This is a genomic window from Halomarinibacterium sedimenti (genome assembly GCF_019312585.1).
GTDB classification, from domain to species: Bacteria; Bacteroidota; Bacteroidia; order Flavobacteriales; family Flavobacteriaceae; genus Halomarinibacterium; species Halomarinibacterium sedimenti.
Genome location: NZ_JAHWDP010000001.1, coordinates 962,063 through 985,717, shown reverse-complemented (window position 1 = coordinate 985,717; position 23,655 = coordinate 962,063). Strand labels below are relative to the sequence as shown.

Here is a 23,655-nt window from a genome sequence, read left to right as displayed (position 1 = left end):
TGGCAAGGATGACATTGCACTGGATAACGCCATTGCTATGTACCCGAACCCAACCGATGGTCAGGTAACGATATCAAACACCTCTAACATCCAGTTGGAGAGAGCAGTTATCTATGATGCCAATGGAAGATTGGTACAACAGGTTGACTTACGTGGTATGGCAACAGAGCGAACCTTTAATGTTTCTAGCTTAGCTTCAGGAGTGTACATGGTACAGATCCAAAGCGAAAGTGCACAAACAGTAAAACGATTGATTAGAAGATAATCAACCTATATCTTTAATAGAAAAACCCCCTCCAGAAATGGAGGGGGTTTTGTGTTTTATAAAGGTGTTATAAATTATCTTGCCAAAACACCTACAGTTTTCATAACCGGAATAGTAACCGCATTTTCTTCAATAATACAATTAGCAGGAAACTCAAAACGCTTATCGAAAAGCTTATTTTCAATAAAGTAAGTAATGGTGAAGTAATTATTCAATGGTAAAACGCTGTCTTCCAAAAATTCAATTTTGGCAAAGCTTTTGGCGGGAAGTAACTTTAAGGAATGCCTCATTCTGGAAGTTATTTGGGTGTCGTCACTTCCTTCAGAAACAATTAAAACAGTTTCCAGTGGTTCATTACCATTATTAACAATATAAGCGTTCCAATCGTGGGTTCTAAAGTCCTCATTGTATTCACGTATGGCTACAACATAGACATCCTTAACAACAGGTATTTTAATATCCCTTCTCACAAAAAAATTAAAGAGAACTTTTAAACTGATCTAAAAAACGAATATCGTTTTCGCTTAACATTCGAATGTCTGGAATTTGATGAAGTAATAATGCGATTCTATCAATTCCCATGCCGAAGGCAAAGCCCGAGTATTCTTCCGAATCAATTCCGCAGTTTTCAAGCACATTGGGATCCACCATTCCACAACCCATAATTTCTAACCATCCTGTCCCCTTTGTCATTTTGTAATCGGTTTCAGTTTCAAGTCCCCAATACACATCCACTTCTGCACTCGGTTCAGTAAACGGAAAATAGGAAGGGCGAAGTCTAATTTTCGACTTGCCAAACATTTCCGTCGTGAAATATTGAAGCGTTTGTTTTAAATCGGCAAAGCTTACGCCTTTATCCACATACAATCCTTCTACTTGATGAAAAAAGCAGTGCGAACGCGCCGAAATTGCTTCGTTTCTATACACTCGACCGGGAGAAATGGTTCTTATAGGTGGCTTGTTGTTTTCCATATAACGTACTTGCACCGATGAGGTGTGCGTACGCAATAAAATATCTGGATTTGTTTGAATAAAAAATGTATCCTGCATATCCCTAGCAGGGTGGTATTCTGGCAAATTTAAAGCTGTAAAATTGTGCCAATCATCTTCAATTTCAGGTCCTTCAGAAACATTAAATCCTATTCTTGAAAAAATCTCGATGATTTTATTTTTTGTAAGTGAGATTGGATGTCTAGACCCTAGAGGAATAGGTTCTCCAGGACGTGATAAGTCGCCATACACTCCTTGTATTTCTTCTTTCCCTTCAAAAGATTCCTTTAAGGTAATTACTTTTTCTTCGGCTTTACTTTTAAGGGTATTTATCGTTTGTCCAAATTCCTTTTTTTGGTCATTTGCCACATTTTTAAATTCGGCAAAAAACTCTTTTAAAAGTCCTTTATTTCCTAGGTATTTTATTCGGAAAGATTCAACCTCCTCTTTAGTCTTTGCAGTAAATGCTTCAACTTCGGCAATATGTTCTTTTATCTTATCTATCATAACATCCTATGGGTTGTAGGTCACAAAAATAGTGCTTTCTGAAGAATTATTCGATGACTTTCTTTTCCAAAAAGTACAATACAATGGCTTCTTTCATAAGGACACTTTGCTCCCCAGCCTTTAAAGGGGGCAATTGCTCCAAAATTTTATAGTGAGGCCATCCCTGTTCATCAAAATAATCGAATTCGTAGTAACCAAAGGGTTCAAGTAATCTGCAAATAGCAATGTGCATGAGATTCACTTTTTCATCCTTTTTAAACTTACGGTGCAATTGCCCTAATTCCTGCAGACCTACTAAGTATATAATAGCATCCAAATCCAATCGATCGCCATCTGCAAAACGGTTGCTTAGCAGCTCGACCACTGCTTCCCATTTTATTTTTAATTGTTCGTCTCTTGCCATTGGGTGCAAAAGTAAGAGTATTTACTTATAATTTATAAGAAATAGTATCTTTACCCATAGTAGCCCAACTATGAATAGTGTAGATATTATTTTAGGAATTATTTTACTCCTTGCCTTTTATTCAGGTTTTAAAAAGGGGTTTTTTGTAACACTTGCTTCGCTTATTGGTCTAGTTGCGGGTGTTTATGGTGCGGTATACTTTTCAGATTATGCGGGAAGTTATATTTCTAAATGGTTTGATTGGAGCGAACAAACAACCAAATGGGCTTCGTTTGCAGTTACGTTTCTACTCATTGTTTTTATATTGAATTTTATTGGAAAATTCTTAACCAAAATTGCAGATTTTACCGCTTTAGGATTACTGAATAAACTTCTGGGAGGGGTGTTTTCTACCCTTCAATATGCATTTATTTTAAGCGTCGTCTTTCTCTTTTTTAATTCATCCAATCTTACGGGTTATATGATTTCTGAAGAGAAAAAAGAAAGTTCAATTGTTTATCCTTACATTGAATCTATTGCTCCTTGGATATTGCCAACAGTCCTTGAGGAGTTTCAGAAAATTATTCCTGAAACCCCTGAGACTGAAGATAATTCGGTTACTGAATAATCCTTATTTATCCTTGGTAACAACTTCTTTAATATACACCATGGCAGATTTGAAATCTGGAAACAAGCAATCTTTTGGAACTAAATCTGGAATGATATCAATACTTTCCATTTTAGCTTGGAGTTGTTCCTGAAGCCCTTCGAAAATAGGCTGAATATTTCTCTGATTTAAATCTAAAAGCACTTCTTCCATAGCATAAAGCCCAGATTGGTCAATATAAGGTACCTCTGCCATCCTTATAATCACGTGACTTGCTTGGGTAGGAATTTCTTTCGATAATTCTTGAAAATCTGAAGTGTATCCAAAAAATAGGGGGCCTTTTAATCTTTTTACAAAAACTTTAGGTTTTAATTCTACTGGGAAGTTTACCTCATCCTTCCAAGGCAAGTCTAATTCGTCTGCCTTATCCAATTGAACTACTTTAGATTTTACTGCTGTTACATCTCCAATTTTCTTCATAAAAATTACAGCAGCCAATACAAATCCTATTCCTACGGCATATACTAAATTCCAAAACACTGATAGGATTAAAACTACCAACATAACAACGACTTCAGTTCTTTCCATTTTAGGAATCGCTTTTAACCCCCTATAATCCATAACACCAATACCCACAGTTATTAAAATACCTGCTAAAACCGCTGCAGGAATTTGAGAGGCTACAGGTCCTGCCGCGAGTAATACAACTAATAAGAGTATAGCAGCAATCATCCCAGAAAGTTTTGTAGTTCCCCCAGCATTTATATTCACTACTGTACGAATAGTAGCTCCTGCCCCTGGAATACCTCCAAAAACTGCCGCTATGCTATTACCTATACCTTGACCTACTAACTCTTGATTGGGGTTGTGTTTGGTTTTTGTCATGTTATCTGCCACTACAGATGTAAGCAAAGAATCAATCGCCCCTAAAAAGGCTAGAGTTAACGCCGTAAGTATATAAGGTGATAAGGCTGCAAAACTAAACTCTGTGAATATTTCAAAATTGGGTAATGGGATTCCCGCAGGAATTTCTTCAATTGGGCGATAATCCAATTTTAAGAAATAAGCCCCAAAGGAGACCACAAATAGCGCTACTAAAGTACTGGGTATTTTCTTAGTGATATACTTGAACCCATAAATAATAGCTATGGTAAGCAATGCCAGCATTAATTCTAACCAATTAATATTATTCATTGCTCTAGGAAGTGTCTTAATAGTCCCTATAACACCTGAACTTGCACTTTTTGCAAGGGTCGTGGACTCTGCCATAATTTCCTCTTCTGTAATCTTCTCGGCTCGTTTAACCGTTTCCCTAAAATCTTCTAAAACCAAAATCCCTTCGCCAGCTTCATCCTTCAAAATTTTGTCCAATAACACCTCCTCTGCTTGAGGTTTAAATTCATTTATATATGCGGTATCATCCTTGGTATAATATCCAACCAAAGGAAGAATTTGGGTAATTAAAATAATTACCCCTATAGCAGTCATAAATCCTGAAACAACCGGGTAAGGAATATACCTTATGTATTTCCCAATCCCTGTAAGCCCCAGTCCTATTTGAAATAGACCTGCCAATAAGAAAACAGATAATATATAAGGCAATGCCTTTTCTATGTCTCCTTCGTTGGCAGCTATTATTCCTGCAATAATAACCATAGAAACGGCCGTCATAGGAGCCGTAGGTCCAGAGATTTGAGTGTTTGTTCCACCAAAAAGAGAAGCAAAAAATCCTATGAAAATGGCCCCATAAAGACCTGCGCTAGGCCCCAATCCAGACTGCACCCCAAATGCAAGTGCCAAAGGTAATGCTACAATTCCAGCGGTGATTCCACCTAAAAAATTTCCTCGAAAATTTGTAAATATATTTTTAAACATAAAAATGCTTTTTTAAATAAGGTTAGTTGCCAATATGGCAAATTGAAAAGTTAATTGAAAAATCCTAAGAAAACTCTGGAGGGGGGGAGACTGTTTCAAAATAAATCTTTGAGAGATTTAAATTTTTGTTTTTTGAATCCATTTTCTCCAACGAGGACTTATAAATAGAATATTCATCGAAAGTAGAGATATACACAACTTTAAACATAGAGGCTAATTGCTCAACATTTTTATTGCTTTCCTCTTCAGTCATAGAAAAAACATAGGTGGTATCCACTCGCTCATCGATGATAAGTAATGTTGTTGGAGTCAAAAGAAACCCAACAAAAAGAAAAAGGAAAAAAAAGCTTTTTGATTTCAAAAATTTTATTTTGGCTAATTTACCTTTAAAAATAAAGAAATTTATTAATAAAACATTAAAGTTCTTTAATGTCTTCTAGTATAATCCATCCATCCTTACCATCTGCCAACAGAATTTTACACCAGTTATCTTCAACCACTTGAATACTCACCTTTGTGCCCTCGTGTAATTTAAATGCTGTTTCACTACTTAATCTCGGTTCATTCTTTACTTCTGAAACTTCTGAAAAAACGATAGCCTCCTTTTTATTTTCGGCTTTATGAAACGTCCTAAACGCCATAATCAGCCCAGTTAAAATGACAAATATGGATAGTAGTGACCCTAGAAAAAACATCCTTTTTTTCTGTGATTGGTACGAAAAGTAATACCCCAAAAACAACAGCATAAATAAAATTACCGCGAAAACACTGGTCCAAGCCCACCCATTAAAAGTTAAAAGTTTAGATAGCTTTGCATCCCATTTTGCAAACAACGTTTGAGGTAACGGCTCAATAGCATCTACTGTAGCATTCTGTGCAAAAACTAAGTTGTTTTTTATTTCTGAATCATTGGGTGAAAGTTGAAGAGCCTTTTCATAATAATAAATACTCGGTCCAACTTGATTAAGCTTATAATACGCATTGGCAACGTTAAAATACAATGCTGAAGAATGCTCTCCATTGGCAATGATCTTCATCCAATTATTAATGGCTTCCTGGTATTTTTCGGCTCTATATTGCTCTTTTCCCTGCTCAAAAAGGGCATTATTTTGAGTATTCCCAGTAAGAGAAATGAAGAAAACTACTATAAAAATCATCTTTTTCATCACTCAAAAATTAGTTAAATTGTTTATCAATACTTGAAAGGGTCTGCACCGCCGTATCATAGTCCTTCTGGATAGATCCTTGTGATACTCCTGCATACCTAGCAAATTCACAACTTTTTAAAAGCCCAATAAATTGGGACACCACTTCTGTATTCACATTTCTTTCCCCTAATAACTTTGAAATATGCTCTTTAGACATTTCGCTAGTTTCAATATTCAATTTTGCTTTTAAATAGTTATGCAGCGCTCGCTCTAACGATTCGTAAAAGGTGTCCTTATTATTTAAATTTTTCTTGGCTTCACCTAAATATTTTTTAGCCAAAAGATTGGCATGTCTTAACTTATTGCCTTCTACATCATTCAATCGTGCTCTTCTTCTTCTCCCAATTAAAATAAATAAAGGAATTACAATAAAAGGAGCTGCCATAATTCCCCAAAACAGCTTCGATTTAAAAAAATTCACTTTTTTAATGGGCTCTAGATTGGCATCTAATTTTATGTATTTAAATTGATCAGACTCCAACGCAACTGGTTGCTTACTATTAGATGTAGTTGGTTCCTTTACGGCTGTTACGGGACCATTTTCAACTTCAATAACAATTTCTTGAGAGGAAAGTGTTTTATAGGTTTCTGTTTTAGGGTCAAAGTAAGAAAAGGTAATTGGGCGTAACGGATAATTTCCTTTAAACTGAGGTACAACAGTATAATTTTCTGAAACAGTACCAGTCATCCCACTGGTTTGGGTTTTAATATTATCATTGCGAGTAGGCTCATATACCTCCAACGAATTTGGGAAAGTTACCGAAGGTAAATCGAATAATTTTAAATTTCCATTTCCTCCTACAGTCACATTTAATTCTAAAGACTCGTTTGCATCTAATTTGGTTTTATTGGTAGTTACTTTAAAACTAAAATTTCCAACAGCACCAGAAAAATTGTCTGGTTTTCCTTGCTGCGGAAGCGGCTTTACCGTTATGGTTCTGTTTCCTGCCGAAATGGTTTTATTCACTCTAGTCATTAAAAACCGCCCAAAAAGATCTCTTTTGTTTGAACGTACATCAATAGGAACGTCCAAAGTAAGTGGCTCTATATTTAATTCGCCTGTTTTTTGAGGGTATAGCACCGTTGTACGAAGAATTACATAACGATAATCTTCTCCGTTGTACTTTCCTTCATAGATTTTGAAATTACCCTGATTATCGATATTCTGACTCCAGAAATCGGCATATTTTGGTGTATCGATTTCTCTCCAATTACTCGTAATACTTACCTCGTTAGAAACGTATAGCTTATACACCACCGTAATCGCTTCATTTAAATAAGGATTGGCATTAGAAACCTCAGCGACCAAATGCACATTCTCACTTGCGAGGTAATCGGCATTATTGCCGTCTTTAGGAATATCTACTGCGGCAGTAACCTGTACCGAAACAGGAGGTGATTTATAAATTTCACCATCAATTTCAATGCTAGCTTGCCCAATGGTAAAATTTCCCTGACGTTGCGGTGCTAGGAAAAAAGAATAGGTTTTTGAATAGCTTCGCTTTCCGTTAATCCAAGAATTACTTATGGCTTGGTTAGGACCTCCAACCACGCGAAATCCTTCAAAGCTAGGTGCTGTGAAGTTATCACCATCTTGATTCATTTCAAAATCAACACGTAGTCGTTCATTTACTCCTAACTTTTTCTTGCTTAATTTAGCTTCAAACTGAACTTGCGAATGTGCGAAGCTTCCTAAAAGCAGAAATAAAAGTAGGTACAAACTATTTTTTACTCTCATCATTACCAATCTTTAGTCGATTTTACTTTTGCACCTTTTTGTTTTTGAACATTAATTTTATCCTGAACCTTTTTCTCTTCATTATTCATAGCATCTAAAAGGTTTTTTATTTGCTGAGGAGACATTTGTCCTGGCGTTGGTTGCTGTTTTTGATCTTTGGGTTGATCTCCTTCATTTTCCTTTTTGGGCTCTTGAGGCTTTTCATTTTCTCCTTCTTCGTCACCCTCTTTTTTATCGTCTTTTTGGTCTCCTTTATCTTTATTATCTTCTTTTTCTTCGTTATCTCCGTCTTTATTTTCTTGATCCTCTTTTTGGTCTTCGTTTTCCTTTTTATCCTTATTGTCATCTTCCCCATCCCCCCCTTTTGGCGGATTTTTCTCCAACATTTCTTTTGCCAAAGCTAAATTGTAACGCGTTTCATCATCGGTTGGGTTATTCCGTAGCGCATTTTTGTATGCCTCCACCGCATTTTGATAATCTTTAGCATTCATAAAGGTATTCCCCAAATTGTGGAATGCTTTGTGTTTTTCTGGTTTTGTGGTAGCGATAGAAGCCGCTTGCTTAAAACGCATCATAGCTTCATCGTTCTTGGCCTTATTATAGTATGCGTTTCCAAGATTGTATTTCCCTATTTCTTCGGAAGGATTTATTGCAATCGCCTTCCTATAATTTACTTCGGCATCTGGGAAGTCTCCTTTGGAAAGTTCTTCGCTGCCTTCAGCTAAATAATTAAGAGTTTCTTTTTCAATTTTAATCTGCTCTTTACTTTTTTCTTGAGCCGAAAGGCTTCCCAAGCAAAAAAGAATCAACCCAACTATTTTAAAAACAATACTTTTCATCTTAATCTCCTTCATTAAATAAGTTCAACTTCTGTAACCAACTGGTTTTCCTTTCTAAAAATAACACATCCAACATCAGCAAAAATAATGCCCCGCCTAAAAACCATTGAAACTGGTCTTTAAAATCTGTAAATTGCTTGCTTTCAAATTCCTTTTTATCCATTCCATTTAAAATAGCGGTTACGGTTTCCACTACTTCTTTGGTATTGCTACCGTTAATGTACTCCCCATCTGCATTTGAAGCGATTTCTTTAAGTGTTTCTTCATTAAGTCTCGTAATTACCTGTTCATTATTTTCGTCTCTTTTATAAAACTGAAGTACTCCGTTTCGTTTTATTGGAATAGGTGCACCCTGTAGCGTTCCAACTCCTATGGTATAAATTTTTATTCCCAATTTTGAAGCTTCGTCTACAATTTCTGAAACATTTCCCTCGTGGTCTTCACCATCGCTTATAATAAATAAAACACGATTGGTTTGCTCTTCATCATTATAATAGGTTTTAGCCATTGAAATCGCTTCGGTTATAGCTGTTCCTTGCGAAGAAACCATATCGGTATCCATGCTGCTTAAAAATAGTTTAGCCGAAGAGAAATCGGTAGTAATTGGCACCTGCGGAAAAGCACTCCCTGCATATCCAATAATACCTATTCGATCGCCTGCCAAGCTATTAATTATTTGGGTAATAAGTTGTTTCGATTTTTCTAAACGGCTGGGTGCAATATCTTCTGCCAACATACTTTTTGAAACATCCAAGGCAAATACTACATCCACTCCTTCTCGTTTTACTGTTTCAATTTTAGTTCCAATTTTTGGGTTGACTAGTGCAAAACTTAAACAAGCCAGTGCTAATGAAAGTACTAAAACTTTTAAAATGCCTTTAAATACAGACCGATTAGGACTTAATTTTTTTAATAAATTACTATCAGCAAATTTTCGTTGTGTTTGCTTGCGCCAAACCAACACCCATAAAAAGAGTACCACCAAAACAGGAATGGCCAAAAGCACATAAAAAAATATAGGTTGTTCTAATTGATACATATGTTATACAAAACTTCTAAAAAGGGTGTAACGAAGCAATAATTCTAATCCCAAGAACCCTAAAGCCAATAGCGTTAATGGGCGAAATTTTTCGTCGTAATTTTTATATTTAAATTCTTCTATTTCAGTTTTTTCTAGTTTGTTGATTTCATCGTAAATTTCCTCTAATTTCGTGTTGCTAGTCGCTCTAAAGTATTTTCCGCCTGTGGTTCGTGCAATTTCTTTCAGTAAGTCTTCATCAATTTCTACTTGTACATTTCCGTATTGAAATTGCCCATTAGGTAAAATTCCAATGGGCGATACTGCCATCCCATTGGTTCCTAATCCTATGGTATACGTTTTTATACCAAATTCAACAGCCAATTCACTCGCTGTTCTTGGGTCAATAAATCCTGTATTGTTAACCCCGTCTGTCAATAAAATAATCACTTTACTTTTTGCTCGACTGTCCTTTAATCTATTTACCGAAGTCGCTAATCCCATCCCAATAGCAGTTCCTCCTTCAATAATAGTGTTATACGATATGCTTTTAAGAGAGGACAAAACAATGCTTTTATCGCTAGTTAATGGCGTTTTTGTATAGCTTTCACCAGCGTATTCAACGAGTCCAATTCTATCGTTAGGGCGTTCATTAATAAAGCGAGCCGCTACTTCTTTTAATGCTTCAAGTCTATTTGGTTTTAAATCGCGAGCCAACATACTTGCCGAAACATCTATCGCTATTACAATATCAATCCCACTTGTGGTTTTAATTTTAGTGCTTTCGTCCACATTTCTGGGTCGTGCCATTGCAATAATTAGGGCGCTTAACGCTAACAAACGAAGAACAAACAACAACGGACGTAGTTTAGCCAACCAATTTTTTGACGTTTTGAAGCCTTCAATACTCGAAATTTTTAACGATGCCGTTTGCTTATTTCGTTTTAAAATATGCCAAATAACGAGCAGAGGCAGTAGTAAAAACAGCCAGAAAAATTGCGGATTGACAAATTCAAAATTGGTAAACATTATTTTTCTTGTTTTTCGCCTTCGTTAGTAATTTCTAGTTCTACGGAATCGATAATTCGATTCTTTATTTGCTCGGCATAGGTGCCATCATCTTGATATACCAACAATACCGTTTGTATGCCTCCTTGTTGTGCAAAAATGAGTAACTCATAAGAACTTTTTTCTTTCAACATTCGAGATTCTGAAACCTGTACATTAAAGTCGCCGTGGGCTTTTAATCCTTTAATTCCCTTTTCCGTTTCAAAATCTTCGCGCTTCATAATCATATTTTTTGCGCCTCTATTATCTAGTTCCATTAAGGTACCGTCCAAGGCAGCATTTAAATCTATTTCTTCATTGGTAGGGTTTAATTGCATGGTAGAAACTGTCATAAAAAAGGCCTCTCTTAAGTCTCCAGCAGAAAAAACAGACATTTGCTTAACGACCTGCTGAAGTTGTGGCGCTACACTATCACTAATGCGTTTTAAAACTTCTGGGGTTTCTATAATGACAGCAGGATTTCCATACTCACTTCGATACCATCTTGCTTCTGCCATTTCTCGCAATTCATTTCCGAAGATTTTATCTTTCAAATTATCGAATCCTGTAATGCTTCCGTAAGCAACCAATCCAGCAACTATAGCGGAAATAACAAAGGAAATTCCATACACCCACTGCTTTCTTTTCTTCCGTTTTGCGAGTAATTCCAAATAGGCTTCGTTCTCTGCCATTTCCTCCTCGGTAGGTTCGGGAATAGCCTCATGGGTTTCGTTAATAATTTCCTCAATTGTTTTTCTATCGGACGTTGCTTGTGAAAGTTCCTGCTGAAACTTCGCAAATTTTACCAAATCTGCGCGCTTTAGAATTGCATCCAGTTTCCGAATCATTTCCTGGTCAAAATCAAAATGGCCAGAATCTTTATGAAGTAATAATCGTTCTATTAATTCATCACTGGTACTTTCCAGTGCTTTGTCATCTACTTCTCGGTCGATGTATCTTTTTACAATTTCGGTTAAAGAGGAATAATAAGCCTTGCCTTTATTTTCTTTTAAATATTCTGTAGCGTCCAATTTTTGAAGTGCTACCATGGCTTCTTCATAGGGCGGAAGCTGCTTCTCTCGTTCTTCTTTTAATTTTTTTCTTCGGAAGAAATAATAAATCAAACCTGCTATAAACAAAAACGGCAGCAACCAATACAATAGTTTTAACCAGTCGAAATCTGAAGTATTTACATCAATCGCCGGTTTTATATCAAACATTTTCTGTTTGGTTGTATCTACAGAGACATCCCTAACCTCCACTCTTACCGAATCGGTATCGAATTTTCGATCATTAATCATTACCCGTTGCACAGGAATAGTGTAAGAGCCAGAATCGAATTGGGTTAAGCCGTACCTTTTTATTAGACGAAATTTTGCGTCGGCAAAACTGGTGTCCACTTTATAGGATTCTATCATTTCAAGCGGACTAAAACTTTGCCCTTCTGGGAAAAGCACCAAATCTGTGGAATCTGCTTCCACTTGTATGGTGTATTTTATTTCTTCACCTATTCGAATTAAAGTAGTATCAACCTTAGAAGTGACCTGAGAAAATACAGAAACAAAAGGAACTATAAAGAAGAGATTCCGCGTTATCGCTCGGAATGACAAAATCTCATTTATAAAATGTTTCATTTTCATTTATCCTCTCCTTTTAAAATATCCCAACAGTTTTTTTACATAACTTTCATCTACACGACAATCAATTATACCAGCACCACTTTTCCTGAAAGCATCTACATAAGCATCTACTCGTTCTCGATAGTACGCATGATATTTTATTCTCACCCCTTTTGAGGCTGTATTGACTAGTAAGGATTCCCCTGTTTCTTCATCTAGCATTTGCACCATCCCTAAATTTGGAATTTGCTCCTCTTTTTCATCATACACTCTAATTCCCGTAACATCATGTTTCCCCGAAACAATTTTCAATGTATCGGCATAACCATCGGTAATAAAATCGGAAAGCACAAAAACTATCGCTTTCTTTTTCATCACGTTTGTTAAATATTTTAAAGCCTGAGCCAAATCTGTTTTATTGCTTTTAGGCTGAAATTCCAATAACTCACGAATGATACGCAGTACGTGCGATTTTCCTTTTTTAGGCGGAATGAATAATTCTATTTGGTCACTAAAAAGGATTAGACCAATTTTGTCGTTATTCTGCATTGCCGAAAAAGCCAGGGTTGCAGCAATTTCGGTGACAATTTCATTTTTAAATTGGTTTTTTGTTCCGAAGAATTCAGACCCACTAATATCTGCCATAAGCATCATGGTGAGTTCTCGTTCTTCTTCAAACACCTTTACATAAGGTTCATTATAGCGTGCTGTGACATTCCAATCGATACTTCGAACATCATCACCAAACTGGTATTGACGAACTTCGCTAAAAGTCATCCCGCGTCCCTTAAAAGTACTGTGGTACTCCCCACCAAAGACATGGTCACTTAGGCGACGTGTCTTAATTTCAATCTTTCGTACTTTTTTAAGTAGTTCTTTTGTATCCACTTTTTTTCAGGCTAAAGGTTTCAGCTTTTTGGTAAGTTAACTTAACACTTGGTCTTTAATCTGCTAGGGAACTTCAATTACATTTACAATTTGGTTGATTAAGTCTTCTGAAGTTACATTCTCCGCTTCGGCTTCATAAGTAATCCCTATACGATGACGAAGCACGTCATGAACAATGGCGCGAACATCTTCTGGAATTACATAACCTCTTCTCTTAATAAAGGCATAACACTTGGCAGCCATAGCTAGGTTTATACTACCTCGGGGTGAAGCTCCAAAGCTAATAAGAGGTTTAATACTTGATAAATTGTATTTTTCAGGATTCCTAGTGGCAAAAATGATATCCAAAATATATTTTTCAATCTTCTCATCCATATACACATCGCGAACTGCGGCTTGTGCTCTTTTAATTTGGTCGAGAGTTACCACAGGGTTTATTTTTTCGTACCCTTCTTTTAGGTTTTGACGAATAATTAATTGTTCCTCATCTAGCTTTGGATACTTAATTACTGTTTTCAACATAAATCGATCCACCTGTGCTTCTGGCAATGGGTACGTTCCCTCTTGCTCTATCGGGTTTTGGGTTGCCATTACCAAAAACGGTCTTTCCAAAACAAAAGTTTCATCACCAATGGTTACTTGTTTTTCCTGCATCGCTTCAAGTAATGCAGATTGTACTTTGGCAGGGGCTCGGTTAATCTCATCTGCGAGTACGAAATTGGCGAAAATGGGCCCTTTTTTAATACTGAAATCATTAGATTTCATATTATAAATCAAAGTTCCCACAACATCTGCAGGAAGTAAATCGGGTGTGAACTGAACACGGCTAAAACTTCCGTGAACCGCCTTGGCTAAGGTGTTAATCGCTAGCGTTTTTGCAAGACCAGGCACCCCTTCTAATAAAATGTGACCTTGTCCTAGTAATCCAATAAGTAATCGCTCCACCATATGTTTTTGGCCAATGATTACTTTATTCATTTCTAAAGAAAGAATGTCTACAAAAGCACTTTCCTTTTCAATTTTCTCATTTAAGGCTCCTATATCCAGAGTCGTAGTTGTTTCTTCCATGGTTTTCTTTTTTCAGAATGGCATTGGTTTTAAATCACCCGCAAATTGATTATTTCTAATGAAAATTGCTGTTAACAATTGGTTAAAAATTCTTATAAATAAAGGGGCTAACAAAGATTAAAATAAATTCAAATCCTTAATTTTAAAAAATAGAAATACAACAGATGAAAACACAATTTTCAAAAGTAATACAAGGATGCATGACATGGGGTGCTTGGGGAAAGCAACTTTCTAAAAGTGAGATGGTTAACCTCATGCATCACGATATTGAATGCGGTATTACTTCTTTTGATCATGCCGATATTTACGGTGATTATACCACGGAGATTGCCTTTGGAAATGCCCTTGCAGAAAGTAAAATTAACCGTGAAAGCATTGAAATTATTTCGAAATGTGGGATTCAGTATGTAGGAAAAACGAGAAATAATGCCATTAAACACTATCAATATGACGCAGAATACATTATTTGGAGTGCAGAAAAATCAATAAAAGATTTACAATGTGACTATTTAGACTTGCTTCTTTTACATAGGCCCAGTCCATTAATGCATCCTGATGAAATTGCTAAAGCGATTGAAAAACTAACTTCTGAAGGCAAAATTAAAAATTTTGGAATTTCCAACTTTACCCCTTCACAAATGGAATTAGTTGGTTCTAAAAACAGAATTGAATTTAACCAAATTGAATTTTCATTAACAACACATCATGCCATGTTTGATGGCACATTGGACTATCTAATTCAGCATAAAATAACACCTATGTGTTGGAGTCCGTTAGGGAGTGCTTTTAAGGAACGAAATGATCAAACCTATAGAATTCATAGTGTTTTAGATGCGCTTTCTGAAAAATATAGCGCAACAAAAGACCAGCTTGTATTGGCTTGGATTATGAAACACCCTTCAGGAATTCATCCCGTAATTGGCACCACTAATAAAGAACGAATTAAAAATGCTGCTGAAGCAACTAAGATTGAATTAACAGATGTGGATTGGTTTCAACTATTAGTAGCTAGCCAAGGTCATAAAGTCCCATAAAAAAAAGGGCGCTTGTGCGCCCTTTTCATAAACTTTTCATTCTATTGAAAAGTTACCACTTCTAATTCAGTAGCTACTCCTGCAATAACCTCAACATCTGGTATTGTAATTGGAGGTAATCCAAGATTCGCATCTGCTTCCAACGTTAATGTGTAAGTACCTTCAGGAACTCCTTGTAACACATAGTTTCCTTGAGCATTTGTATAGGTAGAAATTATAGAATTCCCACTGGAGGCTGTAACTAGTGTTTGTACTCCAAGAGGTAACACAAGACCTGTAATACTTCCTGAGTCTACAGCTAAACTTGCCCTTATAACAGGATGTAGAGAATAGCCTCCATTCCCTTGTGCAACAATAGATTCTTCAACGTTAAAATCGAGAATTACATCGTAATGGCCTCCATCCTCTAACGTTTCATTTACCTGGACTTTTAAACCGGATTGTTGTGAGCTTGGAGTATCTAAAGGATACGATTCCCCATCTACCACAATACTGTTTTCAGTACCCAATACTAATCGTATTTGACTAATACTTCCTGCTGGGATTTCATCATTTACTAATAAAACAGAAACACCCCCGGTGAGTTCCAACAAATTGTAAACTCCCGCATTTATTTCGCCAATTGAAACTTCATCATTGTTACCGTTATACTTTATCACAACATCTTGGACATCTACATAAACAGCATCATAATCGCCTGGAGCATCAACCAATTTTACAGACATAGTTGCGTTTCCTTGGATATTAGAGTCATCGTCATCTTTACAAGAAACAAAAGCAGCAAACAACATAATCATTAAACTGAATTTCAATACATTTTTCATATTCTTATTATTTTAGGTTTGTGGGACAAACATAATTATGGGAATTCTAGATTAAAACACTTTTAACACCCCTTAACAATAACTTTAACCAACTTTTATCTTTAAAAAAAGTTAAAGAAGTTTTACTTTTAAGGGATGAAAAAAACCGCTTTAATAACAGGAGCCACCTCTGGCATTGGAAAAGCAACTGCCCAGATTTTTGCTGAAAAAGGAATACGACTCATTTTATGTGGACGAAGACAAGAAAGGCTGGATAATCTTGCAGTTGAGTTGCAAAAACATACCGAAGTTTACATACTTAATTTTGATGTTCGAAATAAAATTCAAGTATTCGAAAGCATAAATAATCTTTCCGAAGCTTTTTCAGAAATTGATATTTTAGTGAATAATGCTGGAAATGCTCACGGCTTAGACCCCATTCAAGATGGTTCTATTGAAGATTGGGATGCCATGTTAGATATCAATGTTAAAGGCTTATTATATGTCACCAAAGCTATTTTACCAGGGATGCTCAAAAGAGGTTCAGGCCATATTATCAATATTGGATCTACTGCAGGAAAAGAAGTATATCCCAACGGAAATGTCTATTGTGCTAGCAAACATGCCGTGGATGCGCTTAACCAAGGAATGCGTATTGACCTCAACGGAAAAGGCATAAAAGTAGCCGCTATTAATCCAGGTATGGTTGAAACCGAATTTAGCGAAGTGCGTTTTAAAGGCGATACCAAGCGAGCTTCCAAAGTATATCAAGGTTTCACTCCTTTACAACCCGAAGATATTGCAGAAATTATTTGGTTCACAGTCACTCGTCCTCCCCATGTTAATATAGCCGACTTAACCGTTATGTGTCTTGATCAAGCCTCATCAACCATTGTCAACAAGCAATGATTAACAAGCGTCTTCTTATAAAAAACCTATTGGCTCACAACGATGAGAGTTCCTTTTATGATAAAAAAAGGAAGATTGATTTAGGTTCTAAAGAAGGAAAAGCAAAGTTCTTAAAACATATTTGCGCTTTAAGTAATAGCAACCCAAAAAATAACAGCTATATTGTTATTGGTGTGGAAGACGAATCGAATGAAATTACAGGTGTCGATTTTTTTGACGATAGTAAAATTCAGAATCTGGTAAACGCCTATCTTACCAACCCACCTTTAATTGCCTACGAAAATGTTATGTTTCCTCATCTTCCGGCTGACAAAGTAGTGGGATTAGTTTCTATTCGCCCCACGGGTGAAATTACATCACTTCGAAAAAACATTTGGAAGTATTGGGGAGGCTCTATATTCCTTCGCGATGGAAGTATCTCGATGCCCAAGGATTTCGATATTGAAATTAAGGATGTAAATTCTGAAATTGTAAAATCCATTGAAAATCAGTCTAAAAATAACATAGAATACACACTGGATGGCGTGATTGATTTTATTAATCATCGTCACAGTGATTTACCCTCATATTACAAAGTTTTTAAAGAGCAATTTGTAGTTTGTTGGGCAGGAAATGTTAAACACGTGAAAGGACTTAATTACTATTCTAGAGTAGATATTGAGCTTATTAACGAACAAGTGCGACTTTTTTATTCGGCTTTAGATGAGATAAGTATCGAATATAATGAGGATTCCTTCAAAATTATAGAGTATGTCCACCTTGGATTAAACGAAAATTACAAATACTATCCGCTTGAAGAAGTGACTATTTCATTTAAGGAAAATGGTTCGTACCAAATGGATGCTACCCTTATTTTCGAACCCCCTCAATTTAATAAACGCAATTTATATCATATATATAATGCCAATAATGCCCTATTAGATAAAATGAAAAAAAACATTCCTTTGTCTGAAAGGGAAGAACGTGATCTTGAAAAATTACCCGCAACCTATCTTATATGTTATCTCAATAATTTTGAAGACGCCATTGAAAAATTACTAGAATCGAAAGATTTTTTGAAACAAATTAACGGAGATGTATACCAATCGTTTAAAGACGCTACACGCATCCTTAGAAAAGTAAAGTATAATTAATAGTGCTTTGCTCATTATTTTTTATCTTTAAAACATTAATAATTAATACCTAAACCATGGGCATTTTCGACAAAATCAAAGAAAAACTAAGTAACGAATTTATCGACATCATCGAATGGCTTGACTATACCGATGATACCATTTGCCATCGTTTTGAGCGCTACCAAAACGAAATAAAAAACGGGGCAAAACTCATTGTTCGTGAAGGGCAAACCGCCGTATTTATTAACGAAGGACAACTAGCCGATGTTTTTACCGCGGGAACCTATACTTTAAATACCCAAAACCTACCTATTCTTGCCACATTAAAAGGTTGGAAATACGGGTTTAACAGCCCTTTTAAAGCCGAAGTCTATTTTGTAAACACGCATTTGTTTACAGATGAAAAATGGGGTACTAAAAACCCTATTACATTAAATGATGAGCGTTTCGGACTCGTTGAAATTAGAGCCTTTGGAACCTATGCTTTTAAAATAAGTGATGCAGGTAAATTTGTAAAAGATATCGTAGGCACCGATAATAATTTTACCAATTTTGAAATCAACGAACACTTAAAAAGTCTTATTGCCACTCGGTTTACAGATACCGTAGGCGAAGCCAATTTACCTATTGAATTATACGCTGCCAATACCACCGAACTAAGCGAAACCTGCAAAGAAGTCATGCAACCAGAGTTCGATAGTGTAGGTATTTCTCTTGAAAAATTCTTTATTGAAAACGTCTCCATGCCAGAAGATCTTAAAAAAGAAATCTTCGAGTATAGCCGTATTGACAAACTAGATTTAGATAAACTTACCAAATTTAAAACGGCTAAGGCTATTGAAGCAGCAGCCAACCAAGAAGGTGGAACGGCGGGTGCTGGAATGGGAATGGGAATGGGTTTTGTGATGGCCCAACAAATGGGTGGCATGATGACCGGAGGCACTCAGCAGGCACCTATGCAACAACAAGCTTCTGTACCACCCCCCATGCCCGTTGCGGTTCAGTATTTTTATGCTGCAAACGGGCAACAAGCAGGCCCAGTAACAATGGAGCAACTAAGTGCATTATTTGCCAATAGAACAGTAAATAAAGACACCTTAGTTTGGAAACAAGGAATGGCAAATTGGACAGCCTTAAAAGATGTAGAAGAGTTAAAAGCATTTTTAGGCGGAAGTACACCTCCTCCATTACCTGGGGCATAATTTAACCTTTTGGGTTATAAAATATGCAAACAGAACCTCAGCAAAAAGCCGAATTAAAAAAATCCTGTGTTAACTGCGGGGCAGAATTGTTATATGCTCCAGGCACTACCGAACTTCAATGTGAGTATTGTAATTATACTCAGGAAATTCCTCTTACAGAAAGTAGTTTTGAAGAACTAGAACTTAAGGCTTATTTAGATTCTGTGGGGTCTCAATCCCATAGTGAAGCCATTACTATGTTGCAATGTAAAAACTGTGGTGCAACCCAGCATATTGAGGAAAACTACAAATCATTGCATTGTGTGTATTGCAGTTCTCCATTGGTTATTGAAGATGCTACTAAAGAAGAGTGGATTTTACCAGGCGCCGTATTGCCTTTTCAAATGACTCAAGACAAAGCGCACCAAGTTTTTCAAAAATGGGTTTCGGGATTATGGTGGGCGCCTAACAAGTTAAAAAAAGCGAGCTTAGATCCACAAAACACGAAAGGATTGTACGCGCCTTATTGGACGTTCGACGCACAACTTTATGCTAATTATACTGGTCAACGCGGAGATTATTATTATGTAAGTGTTCCGTATACCACTACTGTAAATGGAAAAACGGTAACTCGAATGCGACAAGAGCGTCGCACACGTTGGACTCCAGTAAGTGGAAATATTTCAGGATTTGTGGATGACACCCTCATAAAAGCTTCAAAGCAAAAATCTGGAGCCATTCCTCAAATGGTTGCCCGATGGAATTTAAAAGAATTAAAGCCTTTTGATAGTAGTTATTTGGCTGGTTTTGTCACCGAAAAATACACCATTCCATTGCAAGAAGGACATATAGAATCTAATAAAGAAGCTCGAAAAATTGCAGAGCGTTGGGCATGTAGAGACATTGGTGGAGATACACAGCGCATTTCTTCTTTAAACATGAAATTAACTGACGAAACTTTTAAACATATTCTTTTGCCTGTTTATATTAGTGCCTACAGATACAAAAATAAGCGTTACAATTTCTTTGTCAATGGGCAAACTGGAGCCATATCAGGGCAACGACCCTATTCTTTTTGGAAGATTTTCTTCTTCGTATTATTTATTCTAACGATTATAGGGGTAATCATTTTTATTACCAACCAATGAGAACACTAGTTGTAGGCGATATTCATGGAGGGTTAAAGGCACTGAAGCAGGTTTTGTTCAAAATTGAATCAAAATATACCGATCGGTATATTTTCTTGGGAGATTATGTGGATGGATGGAGTGAAAGTGCCGAAACCATCGCATTTTTAATTGATTTTTCGAAAAAGTTTGATTGTATTTTCCTCCGAGGAAATCATGATGAATTGACTTACAAATATTTGAAGCATGGTGACGATAACCCACTATGGCTCAATCATGGGGGAAGAGAAACTCGAAAAAGTTATGAGGCTTTTTCTTCTTCAGCAATAGAAGAGCATCTTCAATTTTTTCACAACCTAGTAAACTATCATATGGACTCTAAAAACAGGTTATTTGTTCACGCTGGGTTTACCAATTTGCACGGCCCTCAAAATGAATATTATCCCAATTTGGTGTACTGGGATCGGACGCTGTGGGAAGTGGCTTGTTCTTTAGACCAAAGTCTTTCTATAGACAATTCTCTATATCCAGCCAGACTCAAATTATTTTCAGAGATATATATTGGTCATACTCCCGTAACTCGATTGGGTGAAACGGTGCCTCTTCAATGTGCAAATGTTTGGAATATTGATACCGGTGCTGCTTTTAAAGGGCCTCTCTCAGTTATTGATGTCGACACCAAAGAAGTGTGGCAAAGTGATCCTGTTTACAAATTATATCCTTCAGAAAAAGGAAGGAATTAAAGAGGTTGAAGTTGAAAACTTCTTACTTCAGGAATTACATGACATTCATTAGCCCCTACTTCTATAGGTTGGGAAACAATTTCTTCATACCCTTCTGCAGAAATATGGATGGTGTACGTGCCAGGGCGTTCTCCAGCGCCAACAAAATTGGTGAAATCGAAAAATGCCATTAATTCTTCTGTATAATTTCCATCCTCGGCAGTAACAGTGATATCCATAGTTATTACCTCACCCGAATTTGCATCAGTTATAGTGATTGAAAGACCATAGACAAATTCTTCTGTGCAAAAAACTTCATCATTCTTTTGAGAGCAGGAAAGGAGCAGAAAACAAAAACTGAATAATACAATTTGTTTTATCATGAGGTTAAAAACGATTCCCTTTAGTTTTTAGTATAAAAAAACCGCCCCAGAAAAGGCGGTTTTTCACTTTATAATAATATTACAAATCGAATTTAATTCCTTGTGCTAAAGGCAATTCGGTAGTATAATTAATAGTATTTGTTTGTCTACGCATATATACTTTCCAAGCGTCACTTCCAGACTCACGTCCGCCACCTGTTTCTTTTTCACCTCCAAAAGCACCTCCAATTTCGGCTCCAGACGTTCCAATATTAACATTGGCAATCCCACAATCACTCCCTGCGTGACTTAGGAAACGCTCAGCTTCTCTAAGATTGTTGGTCATAATGGCTGAAGAAAGTCCTTGCGCCACACCATTTTGAATGTCGATAGCATTTTCAACATCGCCACTATATTTTAATAAGTATAAAACAGGAGCGAAGGTTTCGTGCTGTACAATTTCAAAAGAATTTTTCGCTTCAGCGATAGCTGGTTTTACATAGCATCCACTTTCATAGCCTTCACCTTCCAAAACACCACCTTCAACTAATAGATTTCCACCTTCGGATACCACTCTTTCTAACGCTTTGTTATACATAGCAACAGCATCTTTATCGATAAGTGGTCCAACGTGGTTCTTCTCATCTAATGGATTTCCAATACGTAATTGACCATAGGCAGCAACTAAGGCATCTTTTACCTTATCATACATACTTTCGTGAATAATCAATCGCCTTGTTGAAGTACATCGCTGTCCAGCGGTACCAACAGCACCAAATACTGCTCCAATGACCGTCATTTTAATATCGGCATCTGGAGTGACAATAATAGCATTATTTCCGCCCAATTCTAACAAGCTTTTTCCTAAGCGTTCTCCTACAGTTTTAGCAACAATTTTTCCCATGCGGGTAGATCCAGTGGCAGATATTAAGGGAACTCGTTTATCTGTGGTCATCATTTCACCGACGCGATAATCCCCATTTATTAAACAAGAAATACCTTCAGGCAAATTGTTGTCTTCAAAAACTTTAGCCGCTATTTTCTGACAAGCAATTCCGCATAATGGAGCTTTTTCAGAAGGCTTCCAAACGCAAACATCACCACAAATCCAAGCCAATGCTGTATTCCAAGCCCAAACAGCTACTGGGAAGTTAAATGCCGAAATAATTCCCACGACACCTAGCGGATGATATTGTTCATACATACGATGCCCTGGGCGTTCGCTATGCATGGTAAATCCGTGTAGTTGACGCGAAAGTCCTACGGCAAAATCACAGATATCTATCATTTCTTGTACTTCACCTAATCCTTCTTGGTAGCTTTTCCCCATCTCGTAAGAAACGAGTTTTCCTAAGGGAGCCTTAAGCTCACGTAAAGCCTCCCCAAATTGACGCACAATCTCACCTCGCTGAGGCGCTGGCATTACCCGCCAAGCTTTAAAAGCTTTGGTAGCCGATTGCATTACCTTTTCATAATCTTCTTGTGAGGTTGTGGTTACTTTACCAATTAAACTTCCATCTACAGGAGAGAAGGAGCTAATCATTTCACCACCTGGCAACCAAGTGTTTCCAGTAGAAGTACCATAATTTATATCCTGAATTCCTAATTTTTGAAGGGCTTCTCCAATTCCAAAGGAGGTTGCAACAGTGTTCATATTTTCGTGTGTTTTGTCGTTATAAATAAAACGCAAAGGTAGTCATTCTCAAAGAGAAAATGAAAGATGTAAGACTTTGAAATTAGTCTATGATTCTGAAATTTATTCTCCTTTAAATCTAGGGTCTGTAGGCATTACCGTTCCGCAATTTTTACAGGTTCGCAATGCTTCCGAATTGTAGAATTCTTTAAAATGGGGAAGAAAATCTTTCTCTATATTGTGTAATTCAAAATAAACGTCGTGAAGTTTTGTATTACAGTTGTCGCAAAACCAAAGTAAACCATCTGTGTAGCCCATTCCAGCTCTTTTGCGTTCGATTACCAACCCAATTGAATCTTTCCCTCTGCTAGGTGAATGTGGCACTTTTGCAGGGTGTAAGTACATGTCTCCTGGGCCTAAAGGCATTTCTTTCCGTTGACCGTCTTCCTGAATAATTACATTGATATTCCCTTCTAATTGATAAAATAATTCTTCCGTTTCGTTATAATGATAGTCCTTTCGCGCATTGGGTCCCGCAACAATCATCACGATATAATCTTCGGCATCGACATAGAGGTTTTTATTTCCAACAGGGGGTTTTAATAAATCCCTATTATCCTCTATCCATTTATTTAAATTGAAGGGTTTTGAAATAGCCATTGCCGTACTTTTATGAGTTTGTATAAAAGTACGGCAAAAGCGCTAAATCTAAAAATAT

General features: G+C 36.6%; 25 protein-coding genes. 8 read left to right on the top strand and 17 right to left on the bottom strand.

Annotated elements, in window-relative coordinates:
• Window positions 1-265: T9SS type A sorting domain-containing protein (locus KXJ69_RS04675; RefSeq protein WP_219051760.1), on the top strand; the 265-nt coding region annotated here is incomplete at its 5' end.
• A 74-nt stretch (window positions 266-339) separates the two neighbouring features.
• On the opposite strand, the gene KXJ69_RS04670 is transcribed toward KXJ69_RS04675, so the two are convergent.
• The 3 genes from KXJ69_RS04670 to KXJ69_RS04660 are packed head-to-tail and all read right to left on the bottom strand — an operon-like array spanning window position 340 to window position 2,165.
• A complete protein-coding gene (locus KXJ69_RS04670) occupies window positions 340-735 on the bottom strand; it encodes a hypothetical protein (protein ID WP_219051758.1) in 396 nt (131 codons plus the stop codon).
• Between the two features lie 7 nt (window positions 736-742).
• On the bottom strand, window positions 743-1,762 hold the full coding sequence (gene pheS, locus KXJ69_RS04665; RefSeq protein WP_219051756.1) for a phenylalanine--tRNA ligase subunit alpha: 1,020 nt from the start codon (window positions 1,760-1,762) through the stop codon (window positions 743-745).
• Between the two features lie 46 nt (window positions 1,763-1,808).
• On the bottom strand, window positions 1,809-2,165 hold the full coding sequence (locus KXJ69_RS04660) for a hypothetical protein (RefSeq protein WP_219051754.1): 357 nt from the start codon (window positions 2,163-2,165) through the stop codon (window positions 1,809-1,811).
• Between the two features lie 70 nt (window positions 2,166-2,235).
• Here KXJ69_RS04660 and KXJ69_RS04655 point away from each other — a divergent pair, with 70 nt between their 5' ends.
• Window positions 2,236-2,772: a CvpA family protein gene (locus tag KXJ69_RS04655; RefSeq protein WP_219051752.1), complete on the top strand. Its 537-nt coding sequence runs from the start codon at window positions 2,236-2,238 to the stop codon at window positions 2,770-2,772.
• A gap of 3 nt (window positions 2,773-2,775) precedes the next feature.
• Here the strand turns inward: KXJ69_RS04655 and KXJ69_RS04650 are convergent, their stop codons facing one another.
• The 10 genes from KXJ69_RS04650 to KXJ69_RS04605 form a co-directional block, all read right to left on the bottom strand.
• Complete coding sequence (locus tag KXJ69_RS04650) at window positions 2,776-4,626, bottom strand: SulP family inorganic anion transporter (RefSeq protein ID WP_219051751.1); 1,851 nt, start codon at window positions 4,624-4,626, stop codon at window positions 2,776-2,778.
• A 64-nt stretch (window positions 4,627-4,690) separates the two neighbouring features.
• Window positions 4,691-4,987, bottom strand: coding sequence for a hypothetical protein (locus KXJ69_RS04645; RefSeq protein WP_219051750.1), 297 nt, complete (start codon window positions 4,985-4,987; stop codon window positions 4,691-4,693).
• 55 nt (window positions 4,988-5,042) lie between these two features.
• Window positions 5,043-5,792 carry a tetratricopeptide repeat protein gene (locus KXJ69_RS04640; RefSeq protein ID WP_219051749.1) on the bottom strand — a complete coding sequence of 250 codons (750 nt, stop codon included), beginning with the start codon at window positions 5,790-5,792 and terminating at the stop codon, window positions 5,043-5,045.
• Window positions 5,793-5,802: 10 nt separating this feature from the next.
• Complete coding sequence (locus tag KXJ69_RS04635) at window positions 5,803-7,575, bottom strand: BatD family protein (protein WP_308701027.1); 1,773 nt, start codon at window positions 7,573-7,575, stop codon at window positions 5,803-5,805.
• Window positions 7,575-8,426 (bottom strand): tetratricopeptide repeat protein, encoded by an 852-nt coding sequence (locus KXJ69_RS04630; RefSeq protein ID WP_219051747.1) that lies wholly within the window; start codon window positions 8,424-8,426, stop codon window positions 7,575-7,577. The genes KXJ69_RS04635 and KXJ69_RS04630 overlap by 1 nt, the downstream gene beginning before the upstream one ends.
• On the bottom strand, window positions 8,413-9,450 hold the full coding sequence (locus tag KXJ69_RS04625; RefSeq protein ID WP_219051745.1) for a VWA domain-containing protein: 1,038 nt from the start codon (window positions 9,448-9,450) through the stop codon (window positions 8,413-8,415). Before KXJ69_RS04625 ends, KXJ69_RS04630 begins: the two co-directional genes overlap by 14 nt.
• A gap of 3 nt (window positions 9,451-9,453) precedes the next feature.
• Window positions 9,454-10,458 carry a vWA domain-containing protein gene (locus KXJ69_RS04620; RefSeq protein ID WP_219051743.1) on the bottom strand — a complete coding sequence of 335 codons (1,005 nt, stop codon included), beginning with the start codon at window positions 10,456-10,458 and terminating at the stop codon, window positions 9,454-9,456.
• Entirely contained in the window at window positions 10,458-12,110 is a 1,653-nt protein-coding gene (locus tag KXJ69_RS04615) for a DUF4381 domain-containing protein (RefSeq protein WP_219051741.1), read from the bottom strand. Before KXJ69_RS04615 ends, KXJ69_RS04620 begins: the two co-directional genes overlap by 1 nt.
• A 6-nt stretch (window positions 12,111-12,116) precedes the next feature.
• Entirely contained in the window at window positions 12,117-12,983 is an 867-nt protein-coding gene (locus KXJ69_RS04610) for a DUF58 domain-containing protein (RefSeq protein WP_219051739.1), read from the bottom strand.
• 63 nt (window positions 12,984-13,046) lie between these two features.
• Window positions 13,047-14,051: an AAA family ATPase gene (locus KXJ69_RS04605; RefSeq protein WP_219051737.1), complete on the bottom strand. Its 1,005-nt coding sequence runs from the start codon at window positions 14,049-14,051 to the stop codon at window positions 13,047-13,049.
• 164 nt (window positions 14,052-14,215) lie between these two features.
• On the opposite strand from KXJ69_RS04605, the gene KXJ69_RS04600 reads away from it, so the two are divergent.
• Window positions 14,216-15,085 carry an aldo/keto reductase gene (locus KXJ69_RS04600; protein ID WP_219051735.1) on the top strand — a complete coding sequence of 290 codons (870 nt, stop codon included), beginning with the start codon at window positions 14,216-14,218 and terminating at the stop codon, window positions 15,083-15,085.
• A 41-nt stretch (window positions 15,086-15,126) separates the two neighbouring features.
• On the opposite strand, the gene KXJ69_RS04595 is transcribed toward KXJ69_RS04600, so the two are convergent.
• Window positions 15,127-15,909, bottom strand: coding sequence for a DUF4382 domain-containing protein (locus KXJ69_RS04595; protein WP_255571192.1), 783 nt, complete (start codon window positions 15,907-15,909; stop codon window positions 15,127-15,129).
• 135 nt (window positions 15,910-16,044) lie between these two features.
• On the opposite strand from KXJ69_RS04595, the gene KXJ69_RS04590 reads away from it, so the two are divergent.
• The 5 genes from KXJ69_RS04590 to KXJ69_RS04570 are packed head-to-tail and all read left to right on the top strand — an operon-like array spanning window position 16,045 to window position 20,963.
• Window positions 16,045-16,797 carry an SDR family NAD(P)-dependent oxidoreductase gene (locus tag KXJ69_RS04590; protein ID WP_219051734.1) on the top strand — a complete coding sequence of 251 codons (753 nt, stop codon included), beginning with the start codon at window positions 16,045-16,047 and terminating at the stop codon, window positions 16,795-16,797.
• Window positions 16,794-17,930, top strand: coding sequence for an ATP-binding protein (locus KXJ69_RS04585; RefSeq protein WP_219051733.1), 1,137 nt, complete (start codon window positions 16,794-16,796; stop codon window positions 17,928-17,930). Before KXJ69_RS04590 ends, KXJ69_RS04585 begins: the two co-directional genes overlap by 4 nt.
• 56 nt (window positions 17,931-17,986) lie before the next feature.
• On the top strand, window positions 17,987-19,114 hold the full coding sequence (locus tag KXJ69_RS04580; protein ID WP_219051732.1) for an SPFH domain-containing protein: 1,128 nt from the start codon (window positions 17,987-17,989) through the stop codon (window positions 19,112-19,114).
• Window positions 19,115-19,137: 23 nt separating this feature from the next.
• Window positions 19,138-20,241 carry a TFIIB-type zinc ribbon-containing protein gene (locus KXJ69_RS04575; RefSeq protein ID WP_219051730.1) on the top strand — a complete coding sequence of 368 codons (1,104 nt, stop codon included), beginning with the start codon at window positions 19,138-19,140 and terminating at the stop codon, window positions 20,239-20,241.
• Window positions 20,238-20,963 carry a metallophosphoesterase family protein gene (locus tag KXJ69_RS04570; protein ID WP_219051728.1) on the top strand — a complete coding sequence of 242 codons (726 nt, stop codon included), beginning with the start codon at window positions 20,238-20,240 and terminating at the stop codon, window positions 20,961-20,963. The genes KXJ69_RS04575 and KXJ69_RS04570 overlap by 4 nt, the downstream gene beginning before the upstream one ends.
• On the opposite strand, the gene KXJ69_RS04565 is transcribed toward KXJ69_RS04570, so the two are convergent.
• From KXJ69_RS04565 to KXJ69_RS04555, 3 genes are all read right to left on the bottom strand, one after another.
• Window positions 20,960-21,325, bottom strand: a complete 366-nt coding sequence (locus KXJ69_RS04565) for a carboxypeptidase-like regulatory domain-containing protein (protein WP_219051726.1) — start codon at window positions 21,323-21,325, stop codon at window positions 20,960-20,962. The genes KXJ69_RS04570 and KXJ69_RS04565 overlap by 4 nt on opposite strands.
• A 79-nt stretch (window positions 21,326-21,404) precedes the next feature.
• Window positions 21,405-22,958 carry an L-piperidine-6-carboxylate dehydrogenase gene (amaB, locus tag KXJ69_RS04560; protein WP_219051724.1) on the bottom strand — a complete coding sequence of 518 codons (1,554 nt, stop codon included), beginning with the start codon at window positions 22,956-22,958 and terminating at the stop codon, window positions 21,405-21,407.
• A 102-nt stretch (window positions 22,959-23,060) separates the two neighbouring features.
• A complete protein-coding gene (locus KXJ69_RS04555) occupies window positions 23,061-23,597 on the bottom strand; it encodes a 3-hydroxyanthranilate 3,4-dioxygenase (RefSeq protein ID WP_219051722.1) in 537 nt (178 codons plus the stop codon).
• Between the last annotated feature and the right edge of the window lie 58 nt (window positions 23,598-23,655).

Excerpts from the sequence above, each read along its gene's own strand:
- amaB (WP_219051724.1), bottom strand. The coding sequence starts at position 22,958 with ATGAACACTGTTGCAACCTCCTTTGGAATTGGAGAAGCCCTTCAAAAA.
- KXJ69_RS04660 (WP_219051754.1), bottom strand. The coding sequence starts at position 2,165 with ATGGCAAGAGACGAACAATTAAAAATAAAATGGGAAGCAGTGGTCGAG.
- KXJ69_RS04615 (WP_219051741.1), bottom strand. The coding sequence starts at position 12,110 with ATGAAACATTTTATAAATGAGATTTTGTCATTCCGAGCGATAACGCGG.
- KXJ69_RS04600 (WP_219051735.1), top strand. The coding sequence starts at position 14,216 with ATGAAAACACAATTTTCAAAAGTAATACAAGGATGCATGACATGGGGT.
- KXJ69_RS04595 (WP_255571192.1), bottom strand. The coding sequence starts at position 15,909 with ATGAAAAATGTATTGAAATTCAGTTTAATGATTATGTTGTTTGCTGCT.
- KXJ69_RS04655 (WP_219051752.1), top strand. The coding sequence starts at position 2,236 with ATGAATAGTGTAGATATTATTTTAGGAATTATTTTACTCCTTGCCTTT.
- KXJ69_RS04590 (WP_219051734.1), top strand. The coding sequence starts at position 16,045 with ATGAAAAAAACCGCTTTAATAACAGGAGCCACCTCTGGCATTGGAAAA.
- KXJ69_RS04630 (WP_219051747.1), bottom strand. The coding sequence starts at position 8,426 with ATGAAGGAGATTAAGATGAAAAGTATTGTTTTTAAAATAGTTGGGTTG.
- KXJ69_RS04625 (WP_219051745.1), bottom strand. The coding sequence starts at position 9,450 with ATGTATCAATTAGAACAACCTATATTTTTTTATGTGCTTTTGGCCATT.
- KXJ69_RS04620 (WP_219051743.1), bottom strand. The coding sequence starts at position 10,458 with ATGTTTACCAATTTTGAATTTGTCAATCCGCAATTTTTCTGGCTGTTT.
- KXJ69_RS04580 (WP_219051732.1), top strand. The coding sequence starts at position 17,987 with ATGGGCATTTTCGACAAAATCAAAGAAAAACTAAGTAACGAATTTATC.
- KXJ69_RS04650 (WP_219051751.1), bottom strand. The coding sequence starts at position 4,626 with ATGTTTAAAAATATATTTACAAATTTTCGAGGAAATTTTTTAGGTGGA.
- KXJ69_RS04570 (WP_219051728.1), top strand. The coding sequence starts at position 20,238 with ATGAGAACACTAGTTGTAGGCGATATTCATGGAGGGTTAAAGGCACTG.
- KXJ69_RS04585 (WP_219051733.1), top strand. The coding sequence starts at position 16,794 with ATGATTAACAAGCGTCTTCTTATAAAAAACCTATTGGCTCACAACGAT.
- KXJ69_RS04640 (WP_219051749.1), bottom strand. The coding sequence starts at position 5,792 with ATGAAAAAGATGATTTTTATAGTAGTTTTCTTCATTTCTCTTACTGGG.
- KXJ69_RS04565 (WP_219051726.1), bottom strand. The coding sequence starts at position 21,325 with ATGATAAAACAAATTGTATTATTCAGTTTTTGTTTTCTGCTCCTTTCC.
- pheS (WP_219051756.1), bottom strand. The coding sequence starts at position 1,762 with ATGATAGATAAGATAAAAGAACATATTGCCGAAGTTGAAGCATTTACT.
- KXJ69_RS04605 (WP_219051737.1), bottom strand. The coding sequence starts at position 14,051 with ATGGAAGAAACAACTACGACTCTGGATATAGGAGCCTTAAATGAGAAA.
- KXJ69_RS04555 (WP_219051722.1), bottom strand. The coding sequence starts at position 23,597 with ATGGCTATTTCAAAACCCTTCAATTTAAATAAATGGATAGAGGATAAT.
- KXJ69_RS04575 (WP_219051730.1), top strand. The coding sequence starts at position 19,138 with ATGCAAACAGAACCTCAGCAAAAAGCCGAATTAAAAAAATCCTGTGTT.
- KXJ69_RS04635 (WP_308701027.1), bottom strand. The coding sequence starts at position 7,575 with ATGATGAGAGTAAAAAATAGTTTGTACCTACTTTTATTTCTGCTTTTA.